Below are 21020 nucleotides of genomic sequence, written 5' to 3' on the forward strand. Positions count from 1 at the left end.
ACGGACCATGGCTGACACCCGGGGGTCAAGCTCACCCCCGGGTCGCGTACGCCTCCAGCTGGGCCAGCTGCACCGGGTCCAGCGACGGCCGGACCGCCGACCGCGCGGCCTCGAACTGGGCCGCGGTGACCTCGGTCGAGTCCAGGGACGCCCGCATGGCGGTGAGCGCGGCCTCGCGCACGAGCGCGGCACAGTCGGCCGCCGAGTAGCCCTCCAGCTCCGCGGCGAACGCGTCCAGGTCGACGTCGTCGGCCAGCGGGGTCGCCTTCGACGCGGCGCGCAGGATCGCGGCCCGGGCGTCGGCGTCCGGCGGCGGCACGTAGATCTGGCGCTCCAGCCGGCCCGGACGCAGCAGCGCCGGGTCGATGAGCTCCGGGCGGTTCGTCGCGCCCAGCACCACCACGTCGTGCAGCGGGGTCGCCCCGTCCAGCTCGGTCAGCAGGGCGGCCACCACGCGGTCGGCGACCCCGGCGTCGGTGGAGCCGCCCCGGCGGGGCGCGAGCGCGTCGACCTCGTCGAGGAACACGAGGGCGGGCGCCGCATCGGCTGCACGCCGGAAGAGCTCGCGGACGGCCCGCTCGGACTCGCCGACGTACTTGTCCAGCAGCTCCGCGCCCTTCACGACGAACACGTTCAGCTGCCCGGTCCCGGCGAGCGCGCGCATCAGGAACGTCTTGCCGCCGCCGGGCGGGCCGTAGAGCAGCACCCCGCGCGGCGGGTCGACGCCGAGCCGGGCGAACGAGTCCGGGTAGGTCAACGGCCAGAGCACGGTCTCGGTGAGCGCCTGCTTCGTCTCGACCATGTCGCCGACGTCGTCGAGGGTCAGCCCGCCGGAGTGCAGGGTCTGCGAGCCGGACGACGACAGCGACACCGGACGCACCGACGCCACCGCCCCGATCAGGTCGTCCTGCGCGAGCTGCAGGTCGTCCTCGGCGCCGCCGCGCAGCGCCGCCCGCACCGCCGCCTCGCGCCGCAGCGCCACCAGGTCGGCCGCGACGAAGCCCGGCGTGCGGAGCCCGACCGCCCCGAGGTCGACGTCCGGCGCCAGCGGCACCTCGCGCAGCAGCACCCGCAGCAGCTCCGCCCGTTCCCGGTCGCCGGGGGCGGGCAGGCCCAGCTCGCGGTCCACGACGTCGGGGGCCCGCAGCCGCGGGTCCACGGCCTCGCCGCCCTGCGCCGTGGCCACCAGGGCCACCCCGTCGGCGACCAGCGAGCGCAGCTCGTCGAGGACCACGGTCGCGAGCGGCGGGGCGTCCGCGGCCGGCAGGAGGGTCTCGACGTCGGGTACGAGCAGCACCGTCGGCCCGGTCGCCGCGCGCGCCCGGGAGCACGCCGTGCGAACCCGCTCCGCCGCCGCCCCGGCCTCGAGGGCCGCGGCCGCCGGGGCGTCCAGCACGACGACGCCGACCTCGGCCTCGGCCGCCACCGCGCGGACGAGGGTGGTCCGCCCCACCCCCTCCGGCCCGGTGACGAGGACGCCGAGCCGGGCGGCGGCGCCGAGGCGGGTGAGCAGCTCCGGGCGGCGGAACACCAGGTCCAGCCACTCCCGCAGGCGGCGGGCGGCGTCCTGGTGCCCCACGAGGTCGGGCACGGACACCGTCGGCTCCGCGGGTGTCTCGGCGGCCGCGGGGACGGCGGGTGCCGCCGCCGGGGTCCCGCTCGACGCCGCCGCGAGACCGGGACCGGGCGCGGCCGGACCGGTGGTCCGGGGCGCCGTCGCGAAGAACCCCGAGGGCGCGAAGGCCGACCTGTCGTCGGGCAGGGCCCGGACGCCGGTCCGCGGGCCGTCCCGCCACCCGACCACCGTGCTCGGCGCCACGACGTAGGCGCCGCCCCCGCCGGGCTCGATGTCCACCACGGACACGAGCTCGGTGGTCCAGGTGCCGCCGAGCTCCGCGGCGAGCCGGGTCCGGGTGCCGACGGCGTCGGCCCCGGGCACCGGGGCGAGGTCCTGGGGGAGCAGGGAGACGGTGTCACCGGGACTGAGCACCTTGCCGGTCAGCGCGAGGCGCAGCGTCTCCGGCGCGACGGCGGCCGTGGCCAGCTGCGACCCGGCCACGGTGATCGTGCGGGCGGCGGTCACCGTCACCGGCTCCACCGCGACCGTGGTGCCGGCGACGATGCCGGCGTTGACCATGGCGGTCTCGTCGAGCGTCGCGGTCCCCGGCGCCACCATCCCGACGGCGGGTGCGGCGAGCGCGACCGTCGACCGCGAGCCGACCAGGCGCACCGCGTCCCACGCGGCGAGGCCGAGGGCGGCGAACACCTCGCCGTGCAGGCGCACGACCCCGCGCCGGGCGTCGACCGCGGAGGTGGAGAGCTGGGCGGTGAGGGTGACCTGCTCGGGGGCGGTCGTCACGGCTGGTCCCCTCCCCGGCGGCGCCGGCGCACCCCGAGTCGTTGTGGCCCGGGACGGCTGCGGTCCCGGTCGCGGTTCATCGTGCGACGGCCGGCGCGGGCGGCGGCGCCGGCCACGCGTCGGGGCAGCGGGCGACGTGGCGGCAGCAGCCCGAGGCGGCGGTGCGCCCGGCGGACCGCGCGGCGCTGGCGGGGCGGAACGTGCCAGACCTCGGGATGCCGCTCCAGCCACCGGTAGCGGTACACCGCGTAGGGGATGTGCGCGAGGTAGGCCAGGATCGCGACCGGGTAGAGCGCGAACGGCACCGCCACGATCGCGGCCGCGACCAGCGCGACGAGGACCAGCGCCGGGGCGATCGCCGCGGCGGGCACGCGGACGCTCTTCAGCGAGGCGGTCGGGATGCGCGAGATCATCAGGCCGGCCGAGAGCACCGTCCAGATCGCGACGACGACCGGTGCCGACCACCAGCCCGGCCCCAGCAGCAGCTCGGTGGCCAGCGGGGTGAGCGCCACCAGGGCGCCCGCCGGGGCGGGGACGCCGACGAAGAACTCGCCGGCGAACGGCGGGGCCTCCGTGTCGTCGGAGAGCGTGTTGAAGCGGGCGAGCCGCAGCGCCGCCGACACCACGAGCACGAGCGCGACGACCCACCCGACCCGCAGGTCGTTCAGCGACCACAGGAACAGGATCAGCGCGGGGGAGACACCGAAGGAGATGCAGTCCGACAGGGAGTCCAGCTCCGCGCCGATCCGGCTGGTCGCGTCCAGGAGCCGGGCGAGGCGGCCGTCGAGGGCGTCGAAGACCCCGGCGAGCGCGATGCACGCGACCGCGGCCACCGTGTTCCCGGCGACCATGAACTGCACCCCGGACAGGCCCGAGCACAGCGCGAGCACCGTGACGGCGTTGGGCAGCAGCCGCACCCCGGGCGCGGTGGAGGCGGGCACTAGCCGAGCTCCGCGACCACGGTCTCGGCGCCCACGGTGCGCTGCCCCACCTCGACGCCGACCTCGGCGCCGGGCGGCAGCAGCAGGTCCACCCGGGACCCGAAGCGGATCAGCCCGTAGGTCTCACCGGCCGCCACCTCGTCCCCGGGCCGCGCGTCGCAGACGATCCGGCGGGCCACCAGCCCGGCGATCTGGACGACCGCGAGGTCGCGGCCGGCGGTGTCGCGCAGCCAGAGCGCGGTGCGGGAGTTGGCCTCGCTCGCCTCGGGCAGGTCGGCGGAGACGAACGTGCCGGGCCGGTGCTCGACGGCGAGGACCTGGCCGTCGACCGGGATCCGCTGGACGTGCACGTCGTAGACGGAGAGGAAGGTGCTGACCCGGGGGCGCGGCCCGGCCGGGAAGCCCTTGGCGATCAGTTCCGGCGGCGCCTCGGCGTCGCCGATCACGCTCACCGTGCCGTCGGCCGGCGCGACCGCGATGTCCGTCCGCCGCGGCGTGGTGCGGTGCGGGGCGCGGAAGAAGGCGGCGACCGCGCCCGTCGTCAGGACCGCCCCGAGGGTGCCGCGGCCGCGCAGCGCGCGGACGGCCAGCGCGCCCGCGGCGACGGCACCGATCACCGGCGCGCCGCCGGGGTGCAGGGGCGGCAACGTCTCGCGCACGAGGTCGACCGCGTGCAGCACGGGGTTGCGCCGCGGGGTGGGCAACACCTCGTGCGCCGTCGCGGCGGGGTCGCCAGGGGCGGGGGAGCGAACGGGCACGGCCATCCCTTGCGTCGACGACGGACCTGACCGAATCTATCGGCCCGCTCCGGGTGGAGCCGGGGCCGCCATCCCCCGAGACGGCGACCCCGGCGAGAACCGCTCGTCCGCTCCCCAGCGACAAGCGGTTGGTCCACGGTGATCGTCACGCGATCCGCCATCGGACTACCCGGGGTGAACTCGACCGGCGACGCCGGCATGAGAGTTCTCACACATGGTGCCCGATCTTCCCCGGGCCTCCAAGTCCCTTTCCCGCGTCCGGCCCAGCGAGAGCACTCGAACGGTGGCTTCCGCCCAGCTCGGCGGCCCGGGACCGGTTCAGGCGGCCGCACCCGGGTCAGCCGTCGAGCAGCCACACCTCGACCTCGGATCCGGCCGCCACCTCGGTGACCTCCGCAGGCACCACGAACAGGCAGTCCGCGTGGGCCAGGGCGGCCAGCAGGTGCGAGCCCGCGCCGCCGACGGGCGTCACCGTGCCGTCCAGGTCGAGGCGGCCGCGTCGGAACTGACGGCGCCCGTCGGGTGACCGCAGGTCCTCCGCGACGCGCGCCCACACCCGGGCGCGGTCGGGGTGCGGGTGACCCGCCGCCCGGCGCAGGGCCGGGCGGACGAAGACCTCGAAGGACACCAGCGAGCTGACGGGATTGCCCGGCAGGGTGACGACGGCGACCCGGTCCGCGTAGCGCCCTGCTCCCTGCGGCATCCCCGGCTGCATCGCCACCTTCGTGAAGGTGATCCCGCGGGTGGCGAAGGCGTCCTTGACCACCTCGTAGGCACCCGCGCTCACGCCTCCGGAGGTGACGACGAGGTCGGTCGGCTCGGCGAGGGCGGCCTCGAGCGTCGTCAGGAACTCGTCGACGTCGTCCGGCACGAACCGCAGGAGCCGGGCCTCGCCGCCCGCGTCCTCGACGGCGGCCGCGAGCATCGGACCGTTGGACTCGTGGATCTGCCCGTGGCGCAGGGGCTGCCCGGGCGCGACCAGCTCGGAGCCGGTCGAGAGCACGAGCACCCGCGGCCGGCGGTGCACCGTCAGCTCGGGTGCCCCGACCGCGGCGGCCAGGCCGATCTGCGCCGGGCCCAGCACCGTCCCGGCCGTGAGCACGACCTGACCGGCGACGACGTCGTCGCCGGCGCGCCGTACGCTCTGCCCGGCCTCGACGTGACGGTCGACGCGCACCGCGTCGCCCGGCAGGCCGCCGTCGGTCCACTCCACCTGCACCACCGCGTCGGCGCCGTCGGGAAGCGCGGCCCCGGTCATGATCCGGTGGGCCGTACCGGGGGCGAGCGGAGGGCCGTCGACCCGGCCGGCGGGGACGTCCTCCGGGACCGGGAGGGTCACCGGCGTCGACGCGAGGTCCGCCGCGCGCACGGCGTAGCCGTCCATCGCCGAGTTGTCGAAGGGCGGCAGCGACACCGGCGAGGCCAGGTCGGCGGCGAGCACGCGGCCCCGCGCCCGCGCCAGGGCGACCGTCTCGGTCCCGGTGGCGCGGATCAGCGCGGCGACCGCGGCCGCGTGCTCCTCCACCGGGCGCATCGCGGCCGGGTCGCCGTGGTCGTGGCCGTGACCCGCGTGTCCACCGTGTCCACCCTGTCCCGCCGCTGCACTCACGGCCGACATCGTGGCCCCTGCACCGGCGTCCCGCCGCGTCCGGCCCCGGGCGGCGCGGGTCGCGCCTTACCCTCGTCGCCGTGACCCGGAGCGAGACACCGATCGAGGACCTCACCGGGTCCTCGCTCGGCCGCTACCGCGTCGAGGGCGTCATCGGCCGCGGCGGCATGAGCACCGTCTACCGCGCCACCGACTCGCGGCTGGGCCGCGTCGTCGCGCTCAAGGTCATCGACCCGGCGCTGGCCCGCGACGAGGAGTTCCGCGAGCGGTTCCGCGACGAGGCACGCAACACCTCCGCGGTCGACCACCCGCACGTCGTGCCGCTCTACGACACCGACGACGTCGACGGCCACCTCTACATCGCGATGCGCTTCGTCGAGGGACCCGACCTCGCCACCCTGGTCGGCGGCCGTCCCCTCGCCCCGGAGCGCACGCTGCGCCTGCTCGACCAGGTGGCCGACGCGCTCGACGCGGTGCACGGCCACGGCCTGGTCCACCTCGACGTCAAGCCGGCCAACGTGCTGATCGGCGGCGCGTCCTCCGGGGCCGACCACGCCTACCTGGCCGACTTCGGCCTCACCCACCGCGGCGCCACCGGCCACCGCACCCGCGGCGGCGACTTCCTCGGCTCCCCGACCTTCGCCGCCCCGGAGCACCTGCGGGGCGAGCCGGTCGACGCGCGCACCGACCTCTACTCGCTGGGCTGCGTGCTCCACACCTGCCTCACCGGGCAGCCGCCGTACCGCGGGTCGGTCACCGAGGTCATCGACGCCCACCTCGCCGGCGTCGTGCCGGGGGTCGGGCCGGGCATCGACGACGTGCTGCGACGGGCCCTCGCGCTCGACCCCGCGGAGCGTCCGGCCAGCGCCCGCGAGCTCGTCGCCGGGGCCCGGTCCGCCCTGGCCCGCCGTCCCGCGCCCGCCGTCCAGCCCCCACGTCCGCGCGAGGGGAACCCCCACCCGGTCAGGACGTCCGGATCCTCCCCTCACGGCGTGCCCGGGCGTCCCCGCCCGCCGGCACGCGGACCCGTCGTCGGGGGCCTGCCGCCGCGCGCCCCGGTGCCGCCGCGCACCGCGCCGCCGCCACGCCGGACCCAGCCGCCGTCGATGCCGAGCGACTTCGGGCCGTTCGCGCGCCGGACGTCCCGGGGGCTGGTCCTGGCGGGGGCGATCACGGTCGGGGCGGTCGTCGCCCTGGTGGTCGTGCTGGTCCTCGCGCTCACCTGAGCGGCTTGCACTCACCCCACCCGAGTGCCAGACTCGCGATTGGCACTCGGTAGTGTCGAGTGCCAGGTCGGGACGGTGAGACCGGCGCAAGGGAGCCGGTCGTCCGTCGCGGGCACCGCCTGGCCGAGCACACGTGTCTCTCATCGGAGGACCACCCAGCATGGCCAAGATGATCGCGTTCGACGAGGAGGCCCGTCGCGGCCTCGAGCGGGGCATGAACAGCCTCGCGGACGCCGTCAAGGTGACCCTCGGCCCGCGCGGCCGCAACGTCGTCCTGGAGAAGAAGTGGGGCGCCCCCACGATCACCAACGACGGCGTCTCGATCGCGAAGGAGATCGAGCTCGAGGACCCGTGGGAGAAGATCGGGGCCGAGCTCGTCAAGGAGGTCGCGAAGAAGACCGACGACGTCGCCGGTGACGGCACCACCACCGCGACCGTCCTCGCCCAGGCGCTCGTCCGCGAGGGCCTGCGCAACGTCGCCGCCGGTGCGAACCCGATGGCCCTCAAGAAGGGCATCGAGAAGGCCACCGAGTCGGTGTCGCAGGCGCTCCTGAAGTCCGCCAAGGAGGTCGAGACCAAGGAGCAGATCGCCGCCACGGCCTCGATCTCGGCCGCCGACCCGCAGATCGGCGAGCTCATCGCCGAGGCGATGGACAAGGTCGGCAAGGAAGGCGTCATCACCGTCGAGGAGTCGCAGACCTTCGGGCTCGAGCTCGAGCTCACCGAGGGCATGCGCTTCGACAAGGGCTACATCTCGCCCTACTTCGTCACCGACCAGGACCGGATGGAGGCGGAGCTGGACGACCCGTACGTCCTGCTCATGTCCTCGAAGATCTCGTCGGTGAAGGACCTGCTCCCGCTGCTGGAGAAGGTCATGCAGTCCGGCAAGCCGCTGGCGATCATCGCCGAGGACGTCGAGGGCGAGGCCCTGGCCACGCTCGTCGTCAACAAGATCCGCGGCACCTTCAAGTCGGTCGCCGTCAAGGCCCCCGGCTTCGGTGACCGCCGCAAGGCGATGCTCGCCGACATGGCGATCCTCACCGGCGGCGAGGTCATCTCGGAGGAGGTCGGCCTCAAGCTCGACACCGCCGACCTCACGCTCCTGGGCCGCGCCCGCAAGGTCACGGTCTCCAAGGACGAGACGACCATCGTCGACGGTGCCGGCGACGCCGAGCAGATCGCGGGTCGCGTGACCCAGATCCGCTCGGAGATCGAGCGCTCGGACTCCGACTACGACCGCGAGAAGCTCCAGGAGCGTCTCGCCAAGCTCGCCGGCGGCGTCGCGGTCATCCGCGCCGGTGCCGCGACCGAGGTCGAGCTCAAGGAGCGCAAGCACCGCATCGAGGACGCGGTCCGCAACGCCAAGGCCGCGGTCGAGGAGGGCATCGTCGCCGGCGGCGGCGTCGCCCTGCTGCAGGCCTCGACCGGTGACGTCTTCTCCGGCCTCGGGCTGGACGGGGACGAGGCCACCGGCGCCAACATCGTGCGCACCGCGCTCGAGGCGCCGCTGAAGCAGATCGCGCACAACGCCGGCCTCGAGCCCGGCGTCGTGGCCGAGAAGGTCCGTGGGCTCAACACCGGTGAGGGCCTCGACGCCGCCACCGGCGAGTACAAGGACCTGATCAAGGCCGGCATCATCGACCCGGCCAAGGTCACCCGCTCGGCGCTGCAGAACGCCGCGTCGATCGCCGCGCTGTTCCTCACCACCGAGGCCGTCGTGGCCGACAAGCCCGAGAAGGCGGGCGCCGGTGCCGGCGCCGACCCGACGGGCGGCATGGGCGGCATGGACTTCTAGTCCCTGCTCGTTCTCGACGACGGGCCGTACCCCTGCGGGGGTGCGGCCCGTTCGTCGTCTTCCGGCCCGTGCGACGTGGTCTGGCCGGAAGCGGACGAATCACCTACCGTGCGTGCCCGACGAACCACCGTGAGGGAGCGCGCATGAGCCAGGCGACCGACCCGGCGTCGACCGAGAGTCACAAGCTGCCGGTGCGGACGCTCGTCGCGGCCAGCATCGGCAACGCGGTCGAATGGTTCGACTGGACGATCTACGCGACGTTCGCGGTCTACTTCTCCTCGCAGTTCTTCGACCGGTCGAACTCGACGCTCGCGCTGATCGGGACGACCTCGACCTACGCGCTCGCGTTCTTCTTCCGCCCGCTGGGCGGTGTGGTCCTCGGCCGCCTGGCCGACCTGCGCGGGCGCCGGTTCGCGATGCTGGTGACGATCCTGCTGATGGCGGGCGGGTCGCTGGTGATCGCGGTGCTGCCGACGTACTCCGCGGTCGGGTGGCTGGCGCCGATCCTCCTGCTGCTGGCCCGCATCGCGCAGGGGCTCTCACTCGGCGGCGAGGTGTCCAACGCCAGCGCCTACCTGGCCGAGATCGCGCCGCCGAACCGGCGGGGCCGGTACTCCAGCTTCTTCTACATCTCCACCGGCGTCGCGCTGCTCGCCGCGTCGCTGCTCGGGCTGCTGCTCACCTCGACGCTGTCGCGCCCCGACCTGGAGTCGTACGGATGGCGGATCGCGTTCGTGGTCGGCGGCGTCCTCGGTCTGGTCGGGCTCTGGCTGCGGCGCAGCCTCACCGAGACCGAGCAGTTCGAGGAGAACGTGGAGAAGGCCAAGGCGACGAAGAACCCGCTGCTGCGGACGCTGACCCACCACCCGCGGTCGGTCCTGCAGCTCTTCGGGTTCACGCTGCTCTCGACGCTCTGCTACTACACCTTCTTCAGCGCCCTGACCCCGTACGCGGTGCAGTTCCGCGAGGCCGCCGGCAGCGACGTGTTCCTCGCGCTGTCCATCGGCACGGTCGTGTTCATCGTGCTCCAGTACCCGATGGGAGCGTGTGCCGACCGGTTCGGGCGCAAGCCCCAGATGCTGATCTGGTCGGCGGCGTTCGCCGTGCTCACGGTGCCGCTGAGCCTGCTCATCACCGACCGCCCGCCGCTGATCAACCTCATCGTCGTGTTCTCGGTGGGCCTGGGTCTCTACGCGGTGTTCTCCTCGATCGCGCCCGCGATCATGAGCGAGATCTTCCCGACGGAGCTGCGCGCCCTCGGCATCGGCGCCTGGTACAACCTCACGGTCGCCCTCTTCGGCGGCACGGCGCCGCTGCTGATCGCGGCGTTCTCCGGCGCGGGCCAGCCGCAGCTGTTCTTCTGGTACGTCACCGGGGGCGCGGTGATCGCGTTCCTGATCATCCTGACGCTGCCGGAGACGAAGGGCCGCGTGCTGACCTGACCCGACCCGACGTCGGGAAAATAGTTCCCGCCGCGGCTCAGGGGGCTCTCAGCCGATCCGGGCATCCTGGACACATGGAAGCCCTGCGGATCCTGCTGAACCTGGTGTGGCTGGTGCTGGCCGGGGTGTGGATGGCGATCGGCTACGTGATCGCCGGCGTCATCTGCTGCGTGCTGATCGTGACGATCCCGTGGGGGATCGCGTCGTTCCGCATCGCGCTGTTCACCCTGTGGCCCTTCGGGCAGCGCCTCGAGAAGCGCTCCGACCACGGTGTCGGGTCGACGCTGGGCAACGTCGTGTGGTTCGTCGTCGCCGGGTGGTGGCTCGCGATCGGGCACGTCGTCACCGCGATCGCCCTGGCCGTGACGATCATCGGCATCCCGTTCGCGTGGGCCAACCTCAAGCTGATCCCGGTGTCGCTGACCCCGCTGGGCCGCCGGATCGTGGACGTGGACGACCCGCGGACCTTCGGGGTGGGGCCGACCACGGCCACCACCCCGATCCCGGGCGCCCGCCGCGAGGTGCCCTGGTACGGCCGCTAGTCGACCTCGGGCACCGGCGGGCCGAGGATGTCGTCGGCGTCGACGATCCGGTAGGCGTAGCCCTGCTCGGCCAGGAACCGCTGGCGGTGCGCGGCGTAGTCGGCGTCGACGGAGTCCCGTGAGACCACCGAGTAGAAGTGCGCCTGCCGGCCGTCGCCCTTCGGGCGCAGCAGCCGCCCGAGGCGCTGGGCCTCCTCCTGGCGGGACCCGAACGTCCCCGAGATCTGCACCGCGACCGACGCCTCGGGCAGGTCGATCGAGAAGTTCGCGACCTTCGAGACGACGAGTCGGGGAAGCTCGCCGCGGCGGAACGCGTCGAAGAGCTTCTCCCGCTCCTTGTTCGTCGTCGACCCCTGGATGACGGGGCAGTCGAGCGCCTGGCCCATCTCCTCGAGCTGGTCGATGTAGGCGCCGATGACGAGGGCGGGCTCGTCGGGGTGGCGCTCCAGGATCGAGCGGACCACCGGGATCTTCGTCCGCGCGCACGCGCACATCCGGTAGCGCTCGTCGGCCTCCGAGGTGGCGTAGACAATCCGCTCGTTCTCGGTCATCGTCACGCGGACCTCGACGCAGTCCGCCGGCGCGACCCAGCCCTGCGACTCGATGTCCTTCCACGGCGCGTCGTAGCGCTTCGGCCCGATCAGCGAGAAGACGTCGCCCTCGCGGTTGTCCTCCCGGACCAGGGTCGCGGTGAGCCCGAGGCGGCGACGGGACTGCAGGTCGCTGGTCATGCGGAAGACGGGCGCGGGCAGCAGGTGCACCTCGTCGTAGATGATCAGGCCCCAGTCGCGGGAGTCGAACAGCTCGAGCGCTCGGTACTCGCCCTTGGTCTTGCGGGTCATCACCTGGTAGGTCGCGATCGTGACCGGGCGGATCTCCTTGCGCTCGCCCGAGTACTCGCCGATCTCGTCCTCGGTCAGCGAGGTGCGCGCGACGAGCTCGCGCTTCCACTGCCGCCCGGCGACGGTGTTCGTGACGAGGATCAGTGTGGTCGCCTTGGCCTTGGCCATCGCGGCCGCCCCGACCAGCGTCTTCCCCGCGCCGCAGGGCAGCACGACGACCCCGGAGCCGCCGGCCCAGAAGCCCTCGACGGCAGCGGCCTGGTAGTCGCGGAGCTCCCAGTCCTCCTGGTCGAGCTCGATGGGGTGCGCCTCGCCGTCGACGTAGCCCGCGAGGTCCTCGGCGGGCCAGCCGACCTTGAGCAGCGTCTGCTTGAGCAGCCCGCGCTGGGAGGGGTGGACGATGACGGTGTCGTCGTCGATCTGCTCGCCGAGCAGCGGGGCGATCTTCTTGTTCCGCATCACCTCGGCGAGCACAGCGCGGTCGAACGACACTATGACGAGGCCGTGGGCGGGGTGGTTGGTCAGCTGCAGCCGCCCGTAGCGGCCCATCGTCTCGACGACGTCCATGAGCAGGTTCTGCGGGACGGCGAAGCGGGAGTGGCTGACGAGTGCGTCGACGACCTGCTCGGCGTCGTGGCCCGCGGCGCGCGCGTTCCACAGGGCGAGCGGCGTGACGCGGTAGGTGTGCACGTGCTCCGGCGCGCGCTCGAGCTCGGCGAACGGCGCGATGGCGGTGCGTGCCGCCGCGGCGTCGGCGTGGTCGACCTCGAGCAGCAGCGTCTTGTCGGACTGGACGATCAGCGGTCCGGTCCCGGGGGTGCTCACGGCGTCCGGCCTCCAGGGGTCTCGCGGGGTGGTCGGCGGGCGGGGCCGCCGCGGTCCATTGTCCCCTCCGCGGTCCGGGAGCGGCTCGCGCTTCCGCCGCGGGCGCCGAGCTGCCACGTCACGTGATCGACGCCGCTCGGAGGGGGTCGGAGGGGCGACGGGGAGATGATCTCGTCGGGGTGGACGGATACACTCCCGCATCACCGACACCCGCCCCGAGGAGTGAACCACCACTCGACGGGGCCGTCGCGGGCCACGCGCGTGTGCCCGTGCACGGCCACCCTGCCCACCATGCGACGGACCAGCGATGCGACCCACTGCCCTGCGGCGTGCACTCCGTGCACACGACCGCTCGTCGACCGGGGTGACCCCGTCACCCGCAGAGCGCCGCCGTGGCCGATCCGACGGCAGTGTAGCCCATGAACAACTACTGAGGGTGGAGCAGGCGTCCGTTCGAGGGCGCGTGTCCGCGGCAGGCGACTCACCGACCGGTGCAAGGGGAAGGACCATCGCGTGACCGCTCCCGTCCGTCGAACCGACGCGCGCGGCGAGGCCCGCGGCGGGGCGCCCGACCCGCCGGCCCGGCCCCCGCGCGGCGACCGGCTCGCCCTGCGCAACTGGAGCCTGCCGGTCAAGCTCGCGGCGGTCCTGCTGGTGCCGACGCTGTTCGTCATCACCCTCGGCGTGCTGCGCATCGTCGAGCAGACCGAGGAGGCCAGCTCCTACGACGGCGTGCAGCAGGCCGTCGCCCTGGAGAGCAACAACACCGCCCTGCTCGGGGCCCTGGACGCGGAGCGCCGCGCCGCCGCGGTGCTGCTCGCCACCAACCGCGCCGGCGGCTTCGGCCCGGTCCAGGAGGCCGTGGACGCGACGAACGACCGGCTGGCCCAGCTGCGCAGCGCCTACGGGTCGGCCGACTCGGTGGACGAGCAGACCCGCTCGGCCTACCGCGAGGCCTTCTCCGCGGTGGAGGGCCTCGACCGCGTGCGCGACGACGTCCGCGCCGGGGCCGTCGACCCGGCGGGCGCGATCTCCCGCTACACCGACGCGACGACCGCGGTGCTCACGTTCGACGAGTCGCTGACCCGCGAGGCGGCGGACCCGTCGATCGCGGGGTTGTCGAACGGCCTGTACGCGCTGTCGGTGGTGCGCGAGCAGGACGCCTACGTGCAGGCCGTCGTGGCGGCGGCGATCGCGGGCGGGCGCATCGACGCCCCGTCGATCGACCAGGCGCGCAACGCGACGCTGCGCCGCACGATCGCCGTCGACGAGTTCCGCAGCGCGGTGGGCACCGACAACGCCGCCCTCGCCGACGCCGTGGTCGGCCCCGACGTCGACCAGCGCGACCGGCTGGCCCAGGTGGTCCTGGGCCGGGGGAGCGCCGGGCTGCCGCCGCAGGTCTCCGCGCAGGACTGGGACGCCGCCTCCGCGGCAGTGCAGACCCGGGTCACCGGCGTCTCCGACCAGCTCCGCGAGCGCCTCCAGGCGAACGCCGCGTCGCTGCAGAACAACGCCCGCAACGCAGCCGGGATCGCGTCGGTGGTGCTCCTGCTCGCGCTGATGGCCGGCGCGGCCGTCGTCTTCTTCGTGACGCGCTCGCTGCTGCGCCCCCTGCGGCTGCTGCGCCGCACCGCGCTCGACGTCGCCGAACGCCGGCTGCCCGACGCGGTCCGCAGCCTGCGCGAGGGCGAGGCGCCCGAGGCCGAGGTCGCCCGGACGCCGATCGAGACCCGCGAGGAGATCGGGCAGGTCGCCCGCGCGTTCGACCAGGTCCACGAGCAGGCGGTCCGCCTCGCCGCGGAGCAGGCCGGGCTGCGGTCCGCGTTCAACAGCATCTTCGTCAACCTCTCCCGCCGTTCGCAGGCCCTCGTCGACCGGCAGCTGCGCCTGATCGAGCAGATGGAGAACAAGGAGGAGGACCCGGACGCCCTGGGCGACCTCTTCCAGCTCGACCACCTCGCGACGCGCATGCGCCGCAACTCCGAGAACCTGCTGGTGCTCTCCGGCACCGACCTCGCGCGGCGCGGCGGCCGACCGGAGGCGCTGGTCGACGTGCTGCGCGCCGCGGCCTCCGAGGTCGAGCAGTACCAGCGCGTCGAGCTCGCCCCGCCGCCCTCGGTGCAACTGCTCGGGCGGACTGCCGCCGACGTCGTGCACCTCGTCGCCGAGCTGCTCGAGAACGCCACCGCCTTCTCGGCGCCGGAGACCCGGGTCGACGTCACGGCCCGCTCGGAGCCGGACGGGGCGGTGGTCCTCGAGATCGCCGACCACGGCATCGGGATGACCGACGAGGACCTCGCCGACGCGAACCAGCGCCTGGCCTCGCCGCCCACCGTCGACGTGTCCGCCTCGCGCCGCATGGGTCTGTTCGTGGTCGGGCGCCTGGCCGTCCGGCACGGGATCGGGGTCACCCTGCGGGCCGGCGACGAGGGCGGGGTCGTCGCGGCGGTCCGCATCCCGTCCTCCGCGGTGCTCTCCGGGACGCCCACGGGCCGGCCGGGCGGCGGGCAGCGGTCCACCCGCGCCCTGGGCGGCACCGGCCTGCCCGTCCGCTCCCCGGGCTCGACCGGGGCGGGCACGCGCCCCGACGGTCCGGGCATCCCCCGCCAGGAGCCGCGCGAGGACCGGCCGGAGCTGCCCCGCCGCACCGCCGCCACGCGCGGGTCCGCGGCCACCGCATCCACCGCATCCACCGCATCCACGGCGGTGGGAGCGGCCGGGGTCGCGGGAGCGGCCACCTTCTTCGCGCCGTCGATCACCCCGTCGACCGCTCCCGAGCCGGGCGACCCGGTCCCGGGCGCGGAGCCGTCCGCCGACGAGCAGCCGGGCCGGCGCAACGGCCTGAGCGGGGCGCTCGCCGCCGCCCTCCCGCGCCGCCCGGTTCGCCCCGGCGCCACGCCGCCCCCACCGGAGCCGCCGGCGGGGGTCACCGGACCGCAGGACGACGCCCCCGAGCCCGACGACGAGGACGAGGACGACGACCGCGTCGCGACCGTCGGCGCCGCCAGGGACGGCGGAGACGACGGGGTGACCGTCTGGAGCCAGGGCGGCCCCGGATCCGACAACCAGCCGGCCGGGGTCCCCGAGCGGCCCGTCGCGGCCCACGCCTGGCGCGGGCCCGCCGAGGAGCAGGCCGAGGAGCCCGCCGGGTCGGAGACCCAGGAGGTCGACGACGCCGGCCCGCCCGGCCGCCACGGGTTCCGCCCGGACGCCGCACCCCCGGCGGCCCCGGTCCGGGACGGCCGTCCGCGGCCGCGCCCGACGCCGCAGGGGCCCGCGGCGCCGCCCGCTCCGCCGCAGGGCTGGGGCGAGCGTGCGCCCGACGGAGCGCTGGTCGGCCCTCCCGGCCGCCCGATGCCGCCGCGGCCGATGCCCCCGGGCCCCGCGGGACCGCCCCCCGGCGGGCCGCGGCCCGCGCCCTGGGGCCCGCCCCGCGACCGCGGTCCCCGGCCGGCCGGGTCGCCCCCGGCGCCGCAACCGACGATGTGGAACGGCGCGGAGGTCGTCCCCCCGCCCGTCCCGACCGGGTCGGGCGCCGAGGAGCCGGACCAGGTCGCGGCGGGGACGCCGGACCCGGAGGCTCCGGAGCCGGTCGTCGACGGCCCGGTCCCGACGGGGCCGACGACCGGCGTGCACGAGGCGGTCGTCGAGGAGGACGAGCCCGCGGGCGGCGCGGACGAGCCCGACCACGAGCCGACCCCGGACGAGGTCGACGCGGCGGTCGCCGGGCCGACCACCCCGGACGGCGAGGTCGACGACCCCTCGGCGGAGCCGGCCGACGACCTCCCGGCCCGTCCCACCCGGCGGTCGCTGCGCCCGCTCGCGCAGCGACGCCGGCCGGAGGGCGGGCCCCTGCTGCGGCCGGGCTCGGCGCCGCGACTGCGGCCCCGGCCCGCCTCCGAGGGCGACGAGGTGCCGGCCGCGGAGGCCGACGAGCTGTTCGCCCCCGCGGACGACACCCCGGCGCCCGCCCTCGCGGCCGACGCCCCGCCCCGGCCGGCCCCTGCCCCGGACGGAGCCCACGGGCCGGGCACGAACGGGCACGCCCCGACCTCCGACGAGGCCGACGTGCTGGGGACCAACGGATTCCCCGGCCCGGGCACGAACGGGACGGGCGGGCTCCCGACGCGGACCCCGGCGGGGAGCCTCCCCCGCCGTCCGGCTGCCGTGCTGCCGAACCGCGAACGCACGCCGATCTTCGACGAGGTCGCGTCGGTGTGGTTCCGGGAGGCCGAGCCCGACGCCCCGGACACGTTCGACCCGGAATGGGCGGACACCGGCCGCGGCGGCTTCGACGCGGGGGCACCGTCGCTCACCGCGGTCGACGCCGGGATCACCGAGTCCGGCCTGCCGCGGCGCCGGCCGCGCGCCCACCTGGTCCCGGGCAGCGCCCGTCCCGGGCCGTCCCCGGTGCCGGCGAGCCCGGGCGAGGCCACCCGCCGCAGCGCGGACGCGGTCCGCGGGCGGCTCGCCAGCTACCAACGCGGGGTCGCCGACGGGCGCACCCGCGCCACCCGGTCGCCCGACGGCGGGCCCGCCGCCGCGGACGACGCCCCCAACGCCATCGAGGAGGAGCAGTGACGGCACCCCAGTCGCAGCCCAGCAGGTTCGGCTGGCTGGTCTCCAACTTCGCCGAGCGGGTGCCCGGCGTGGCGCACGCCGTGGTCGTCTCCGCCGACGGGCTGCTGCTGACCGCGTCGAACCGCCTGCCGCGGGACCGGGCGGACCAGCTCGCCGCGGTCGCGTCCGGGTTGGTCAGCCTCACCCAGGGCGCCGCCCGCTGCTTCGAGGCGGGGGAGGTGGTGCAGACGGTCGTCGAGATGGAGCGCGGCATCGTGCTGCTGATGTCGATCAGTGACGGCTCCTGCCTGGCCACGCTCGCCGCCCCGAACTGCGACATCGGACTCGTGGGCTACGAGATGACGTTGCTGGTCGACCGGGTCGGCCAGCTGCTCACGCCCGAACTGCGCGCGGAGCTGCAGGGATCGGGGTTCCGGTGAGACGGCCGGGGGGAGGTGACCCGCGGTGACCCAGGGACCGGACGACGCGTTCGCCGAGGTCCTCAACGGGATCACCGGCGGGACGCCGCGCCGGGCGGGGGAGCGGCGCGGACTCTTCCGGCGCCGCCGCCGGGACGACGCCGGGTCCGACGCCGACTCCGACGCCGCGCGTCGGCTGGACGCCGAGGACGCCGGACACGTGGAGGGCGCCGGTGGGGCGCACCGCACCCCGCCCGGCGGGACGCCGACGACGAGCTTCGCCCCGCTCTCGGCACCGCTGTTCCCGCACGGGGACCCGGCCCTGCCGCCGACCACGCCGGGCGGCATCCAGGCCCCGGGCCGCCACGAGTTCGTGGCACCGGACTACCCGGACGGCCCCCGCCGCGGCGACGAGCCGCCGGAGGCGTCGTTCGTGCGGCCCTACGCGTGGACCCGCGGCCGGACCAGGCCGGCGTACGACCTGGCGGTCGAGGCCCTGCTGTCGACGACGGCCCAGGGACGCGACCCGGCCCAGGTCGTCCAGTACGAGCACCGCATGATCGCCGACCTGTGCGTCGAGCCCCGGTCGGTGGCCGAGGTCGCGGCGCTGCTGTCCCTGCCGCTCGGGGTGGCGCGCGTGCTGCTGGGCGACATGGCCGCGCACGGATCGATCGTGGTGCACGAGACCGCCTCGTCGACGGGGGAGACCCCGGACATGGCGTTGATGGAGAGGGTGCTGAGTGGACTACGACGGCTCTGAGCAGGCGGTCCCGACGACCACGTCGGCCAAGATCGTCGTCGCCGGGGGTTTCGGGGTGGGCAAGACCACCTTCGTCGGCTCGGTCTCGGAGATCGACCCGCTGACCACCGAGGCGGTGATGACCGACGCGAGCGCCGGCGTCGACGACCTCACCGCGGTCCCGAACAAGCGCACGACGACCGTCGCGATGGACTTCGGCCGCGTGACGCTGGACGAGGACCTGATCCTCTACCTGTTCGGCACGCCGGGCCAGGACCGGTTCTGGTTCATGTGGGACGACCTGGTCCGCGGGGCGATCGGCGCCGTGGTGCTGGTGGACACCCGGCGGCTGGCCGACTGCTTCGCCGCGGTCGACTTCTTCGAGGACCGCAACCTGCCCTACGTCCTCGGGGTGAACTGCTTCGACGGCGTCCTGGCGCACTCGCTCGACGACGTCGTCGAGGCGCTCGCCATCGACCCGGCGGTGCCGGTCGTCACCGTCGACGCCCGCGACCGCGAGTCGACCAAGGAGACCCTGATCGCGCTGGTGGAGCACGCGATGCAGGTGTGGGCGGTGGGCGCGCGGGCGTGACGCGAGGCCCTCACGTCTCGGTCAGCACGCTGACCGAGGTGATGCGGTGCAGGGCGAACGACACCGCCGAGCCCGGCCCCGTGTCGTCGGACTCGACCGCGGCGTCGGTGCCCTCCAGCAGCCCGCCGCCCACCCGCAGCGGCCGCACGACCCGCTGCGAGGCGGTCCCGGCGGCGTCGACGTAGCCGATCCACACCGTGCGGCCCGTCCGGGCCGCGTCGGCGAGCACCGCCACGGTGGCCGACGCGGTCTGGCGGGTCGAGCCGGGCACGGTCGCCGACCCGCGGGCCGCCGTCGCGGCCTTGTCGCCGGCCCGCAGCTGGGCGACCAGCGCCGCCACCTGGTCCTCGGACAGCGACGGCGAGCCGTTCGCGCCCGCCCGGTCCGGACGGCGCGGGGCGGTGCGGCGCCCGCGCGGGCGCAGGTCGAGCACCCCGCCGTCGGCGTCCTCGGCCACCGGCGAGAGCCCCGCGCCGCGCAGCGCGTCCATCAGCTCGGCCAGCGGCGCGGACGAGACGACCACGGTGGGCGCGATGCGCCGCAGCTCCAACGACCCCGCCGCCGGGAGCGCCATCACCTCGGCCATCAGCGCCTCGTCCTCGGAGCGCAGGAACGACGCGGCCGATCCGCCGCGCAGCCGCCCGTGGCGCCGGGCGACGTCGTCGACCAGGTAGGTCAGCCCCTGCGGCACCGGGGTCGCCGAACGTTCGGCGAACAGCGCGTGCACCTCGGCGGCGGTCCACCCGAGGTCGAGGGCGCGGCGCAGCGAGCCCTCGCTGATGCGGTACACCGTCGCGCCGCCCGCGGACTCCACGTCGGCGACCCGGTCCATCGCCGCCGCGAGCTCCGGCTCCAGCCGCCCCGGAGCCACGGCGGTGAGGTCGGCCTGCAGCAGCACGTGGCCCACCGGCTCGGGCATGGCCGGGCGCAGCGCGGCCGCCGCGGCTGCGTCCGGGTCGTCGTCCGGCCGCCGCGGCACCCGCAGCAGCTCGCGACCCGCCGTCGTGATCGCGTCGAGGGCGACGACGCCGAGCGCGGTCGCCTCCCGCACGGTCGCGCGGACCAGCTCGTCGCGCATCCGGCCGCCGCGCCGCGGCGCCCGCCACGCCAGCGAGGTGACCAGGGCGTCCACGGAGGCCGGACCGTCCCCGTCGTCGAACTCGGCCAGCCGTGCGAGCACCCGGCGGCGGACCGCCGCGGCCCACGGCCGCCGGACCTCGTCGGAGAGCGGGCCGACGAGCTTGTCCATCGAGTCGCGCTGCCCGATCGACGACGGCTGGCGCGGCATCTCCAGCCACGCCCGGGCGAGCGCGACCCACTGCGTCTCCGGCGGCGAGGTGAGCCAGCGGTCGGCGGTGGTCGTCGGGCACCAGACCGCGTCCGCCTCCTCGCTGACCGCGACGAGCGACGCGGCGGCGAGGGTCTCGACGAGCAGGCCGGCCGCGGTCTCGTCGACGTCGAGCTGCTTGGCCAGCCTGCGCAGGTCGCGGACGCCGAGCCCGCCGGAGCGCAGGACGGCGGGCGGGGCGGCCGACCAGGCGGCGAGCACACCCTCGGCGCGCCGCACGGTCTCGAGGGCCTCCCCGGCGGCCGTGGCGTCGACGGTGTCGGGCTCGTGGGTGGTCGGCGCCGGCATCGGGTCGGTGGCGACGATCGGCCCCAGCGGCCGGTCGCCGCGCAGGCCCAGCCCGGCCTCCCGGGTGAGCTCCACGGTCTCGTCGTCGATCCGGCGCAGGACGCCGGCCGCCAGCAGCCGCGGCACCGGCCCCTCGTCGCCGTCCCGCGCGCGGCTGCGCCCGACCGGGCCCTCGCGGTCGAGGGCGTCGACGACCGCGCGCTCGTCGTCGGGCAGGCCGTCCATCACCGCCGCGGGGTCGCCGTCCCGCAGCACCGATCCCTCCGGCGCGGGGCGGCCGAGCCCGGCGGGGTGGCGCCGCGCGGTGTCGCGCAGGGCGGGCACGGCGCGGATGGGGGAGCCGCGGCCGTGCTCGGCGTCCCAGACCAGCGCGAGGGTCCGCAGCCGCTCCAGGGCGGCCCGTCCGGCCGTGGCCGGCACGTCGGCGCCGAGGAGCCCGAGGACGGCGCCCGGATCGACCGGCGCCTGGTCGGCCTCGGCCACCAGCAGCGCGTCGACCAGGGCGAGGTGCAGCGCGTCGAGCTCCTCGCAGGCCCGGCCCACCGAGGTGCGCACGCCGGCGCGGGTCGCGACGACGCCGGTGTCGGCGGGCGCGGGCAGGGCCAGGTCCGGGCGGGCACGCAGCAGCGCACCGAGGGTCGCGTCGTCCTGGGCGCGCAGGTGCTCGAGGAGGGTCCTGGCCATCCCTACCAGGTTAATCGCTGCTGATCGCCGGGGCGGTCCACCTCGCTGCGC

At 75.6% G+C, this 21020-nt stretch carries 14 protein-coding genes; 8 read left to right on the forward strand and 6 right to left on the reverse strand.

The window, feature by feature from the left end; genetic code table 11:
• Positions 1-31: 31 nt before the first annotated feature.
• The 4 genes from WCD74_RS06080 to moeA all read right to left on the reverse strand — a co-directional run bounded on the left by WCD74_RS06080 (position 32) and on the right by moeA (position 5592).
• Positions 32-2359 carry an AAA family ATPase gene (locus tag WCD74_RS06080; protein WP_337693938.1) on the reverse strand — a complete coding sequence of 776 codons (2328 nt, stop codon included), beginning with the start codon at positions 2357-2359 and terminating at the stop codon, positions 32-34.
• Positions 2356-3300 carry a CDP-diacylglycerol--serine O-phosphatidyltransferase gene (gene pssA / locus WCD74_RS06085; RefSeq protein WP_337693939.1) on the reverse strand — a complete coding sequence of 315 codons (945 nt, stop codon included), beginning with the start codon at positions 3298-3300 and terminating at the stop codon, positions 2356-2358. Before pssA ends, WCD74_RS06080 begins: the two co-directional genes overlap by 4 nt.
• Positions 3300-4064: a phosphatidylserine decarboxylase gene (locus WCD74_RS06090; RefSeq protein WP_337693940.1), complete on the reverse strand. Its 765-nt coding sequence runs from the start codon at positions 4062-4064 to the stop codon at positions 3300-3302. Before WCD74_RS06090 ends, pssA begins: the two co-directional genes overlap by 1 nt.
• Before the next feature lie 331 nt (positions 4065-4395).
• Complete coding sequence (moeA, locus tag WCD74_RS06095) at positions 4396-5592, reverse strand: molybdopterin molybdotransferase MoeA (RefSeq protein WP_337694263.1); 1197 nt, start codon at positions 5590-5592, stop codon at positions 4396-4398.
• A gap of 155 nt (positions 5593-5747) precedes the next feature.
• Between moeA and WCD74_RS06100 the strand changes: the two genes are divergently transcribed.
• The 4 genes from WCD74_RS06100 to WCD74_RS06115 all read left to right on the forward strand — a co-directional run bounded on the left by WCD74_RS06100 (position 5748) and on the right by WCD74_RS06115 (position 10672).
• Complete coding sequence (locus WCD74_RS06100; RefSeq protein WP_337693941.1) at positions 5748-6893, forward strand: serine/threonine-protein kinase; 1146 nt, start codon at positions 5748-5750, stop codon at positions 6891-6893.
• Positions 6894-7053: 160 nt separating this feature from the next.
• On the forward strand, positions 7054-8688 hold the full coding sequence (groL, locus tag WCD74_RS06105; protein ID WP_337693942.1) for a chaperonin GroEL: 1635 nt from the start codon (positions 7054-7056) through the stop codon (positions 8686-8688).
• 143 nt (positions 8689-8831) lie between these two features.
• The gene (locus tag WCD74_RS06110; protein ID WP_337693943.1) at positions 8832-10130 is read left to right on the forward strand and encodes an MFS transporter; all 1299 of its coding nucleotides are present in this window, start codon (positions 8832-8834) and stop codon (positions 10128-10130) included.
• A gap of 83 nt (positions 10131-10213) precedes the next feature.
• Entirely contained in the window at positions 10214-10672 is a 459-nt protein-coding gene (locus WCD74_RS06115; RefSeq protein ID WP_337694264.1) for a YccF domain-containing protein, read from the forward strand.
• On the opposite strand, the gene WCD74_RS06120 is transcribed toward WCD74_RS06115, so the two are convergent.
• Positions 10669-12339 (reverse strand): DNA repair helicase XPB, encoded by a 1671-nt coding sequence (locus WCD74_RS06120; protein ID WP_337693944.1) that lies wholly within the window; start codon positions 12337-12339, stop codon positions 10669-10671. The genes WCD74_RS06115 and WCD74_RS06120 overlap by 4 nt on opposite strands.
• Positions 12340-12852: 513 nt before the next feature.
• On the opposite strand from WCD74_RS06120, the gene WCD74_RS06125 reads away from it, so the two are divergent.
• From WCD74_RS06125 to WCD74_RS06140, 4 genes are read left to right on the forward strand one after another with little or no spacing between them, the layout of a single operon-like run.
• On the forward strand, positions 12853-16920 hold the full coding sequence (locus WCD74_RS06125; protein WP_337693945.1) for a nitrate- and nitrite sensing domain-containing protein: 4068 nt from the start codon (positions 12853-12855) through the stop codon (positions 16918-16920).
• On the forward strand, positions 16917-17339 hold the full coding sequence (locus WCD74_RS06130) for a roadblock/LC7 domain-containing protein (protein WP_018332375.1): 423 nt from the start codon (positions 16917-16919) through the stop codon (positions 17337-17339). The genes WCD74_RS06125 and WCD74_RS06130 overlap by 4 nt, the downstream gene beginning before the upstream one ends.
• Positions 17340-17364: 25 nt before the next feature.
• Positions 17365-18078 (forward strand): DUF742 domain-containing protein, encoded by a 714-nt coding sequence (locus WCD74_RS06135; protein WP_337693946.1) that lies wholly within the window; start codon positions 17365-17367, stop codon positions 18076-18078.
• Positions 18059-18649 (forward strand): GTP-binding protein, encoded by a 591-nt coding sequence (locus WCD74_RS06140; RefSeq protein WP_337693947.1) that lies wholly within the window; start codon positions 18059-18061, stop codon positions 18647-18649. Before WCD74_RS06135 ends, WCD74_RS06140 begins: the two co-directional genes overlap by 20 nt.
• Positions 18650-18659: 10 nt before the next feature.
• Here the strand turns inward: WCD74_RS06140 and WCD74_RS06145 are convergent, their stop codons facing one another.
• Positions 18660-20969 carry a helicase-associated domain-containing protein gene (locus tag WCD74_RS06145; protein ID WP_337693948.1) on the reverse strand — a complete coding sequence of 770 codons (2310 nt, stop codon included), beginning with the start codon at positions 20967-20969 and terminating at the stop codon, positions 18660-18662.
• Between the last annotated feature and the right edge of the window lie 51 nt (positions 20970-21020).

The sequence above is a fragment of the Actinomycetospora aurantiaca genome, from assembly GCF_037401875.1.
Taxonomy (GTDB): domain Bacteria; phylum Actinomycetota; class Actinomycetes; order Mycobacteriales; family Pseudonocardiaceae; genus Actinomycetospora; species Actinomycetospora aurantiaca.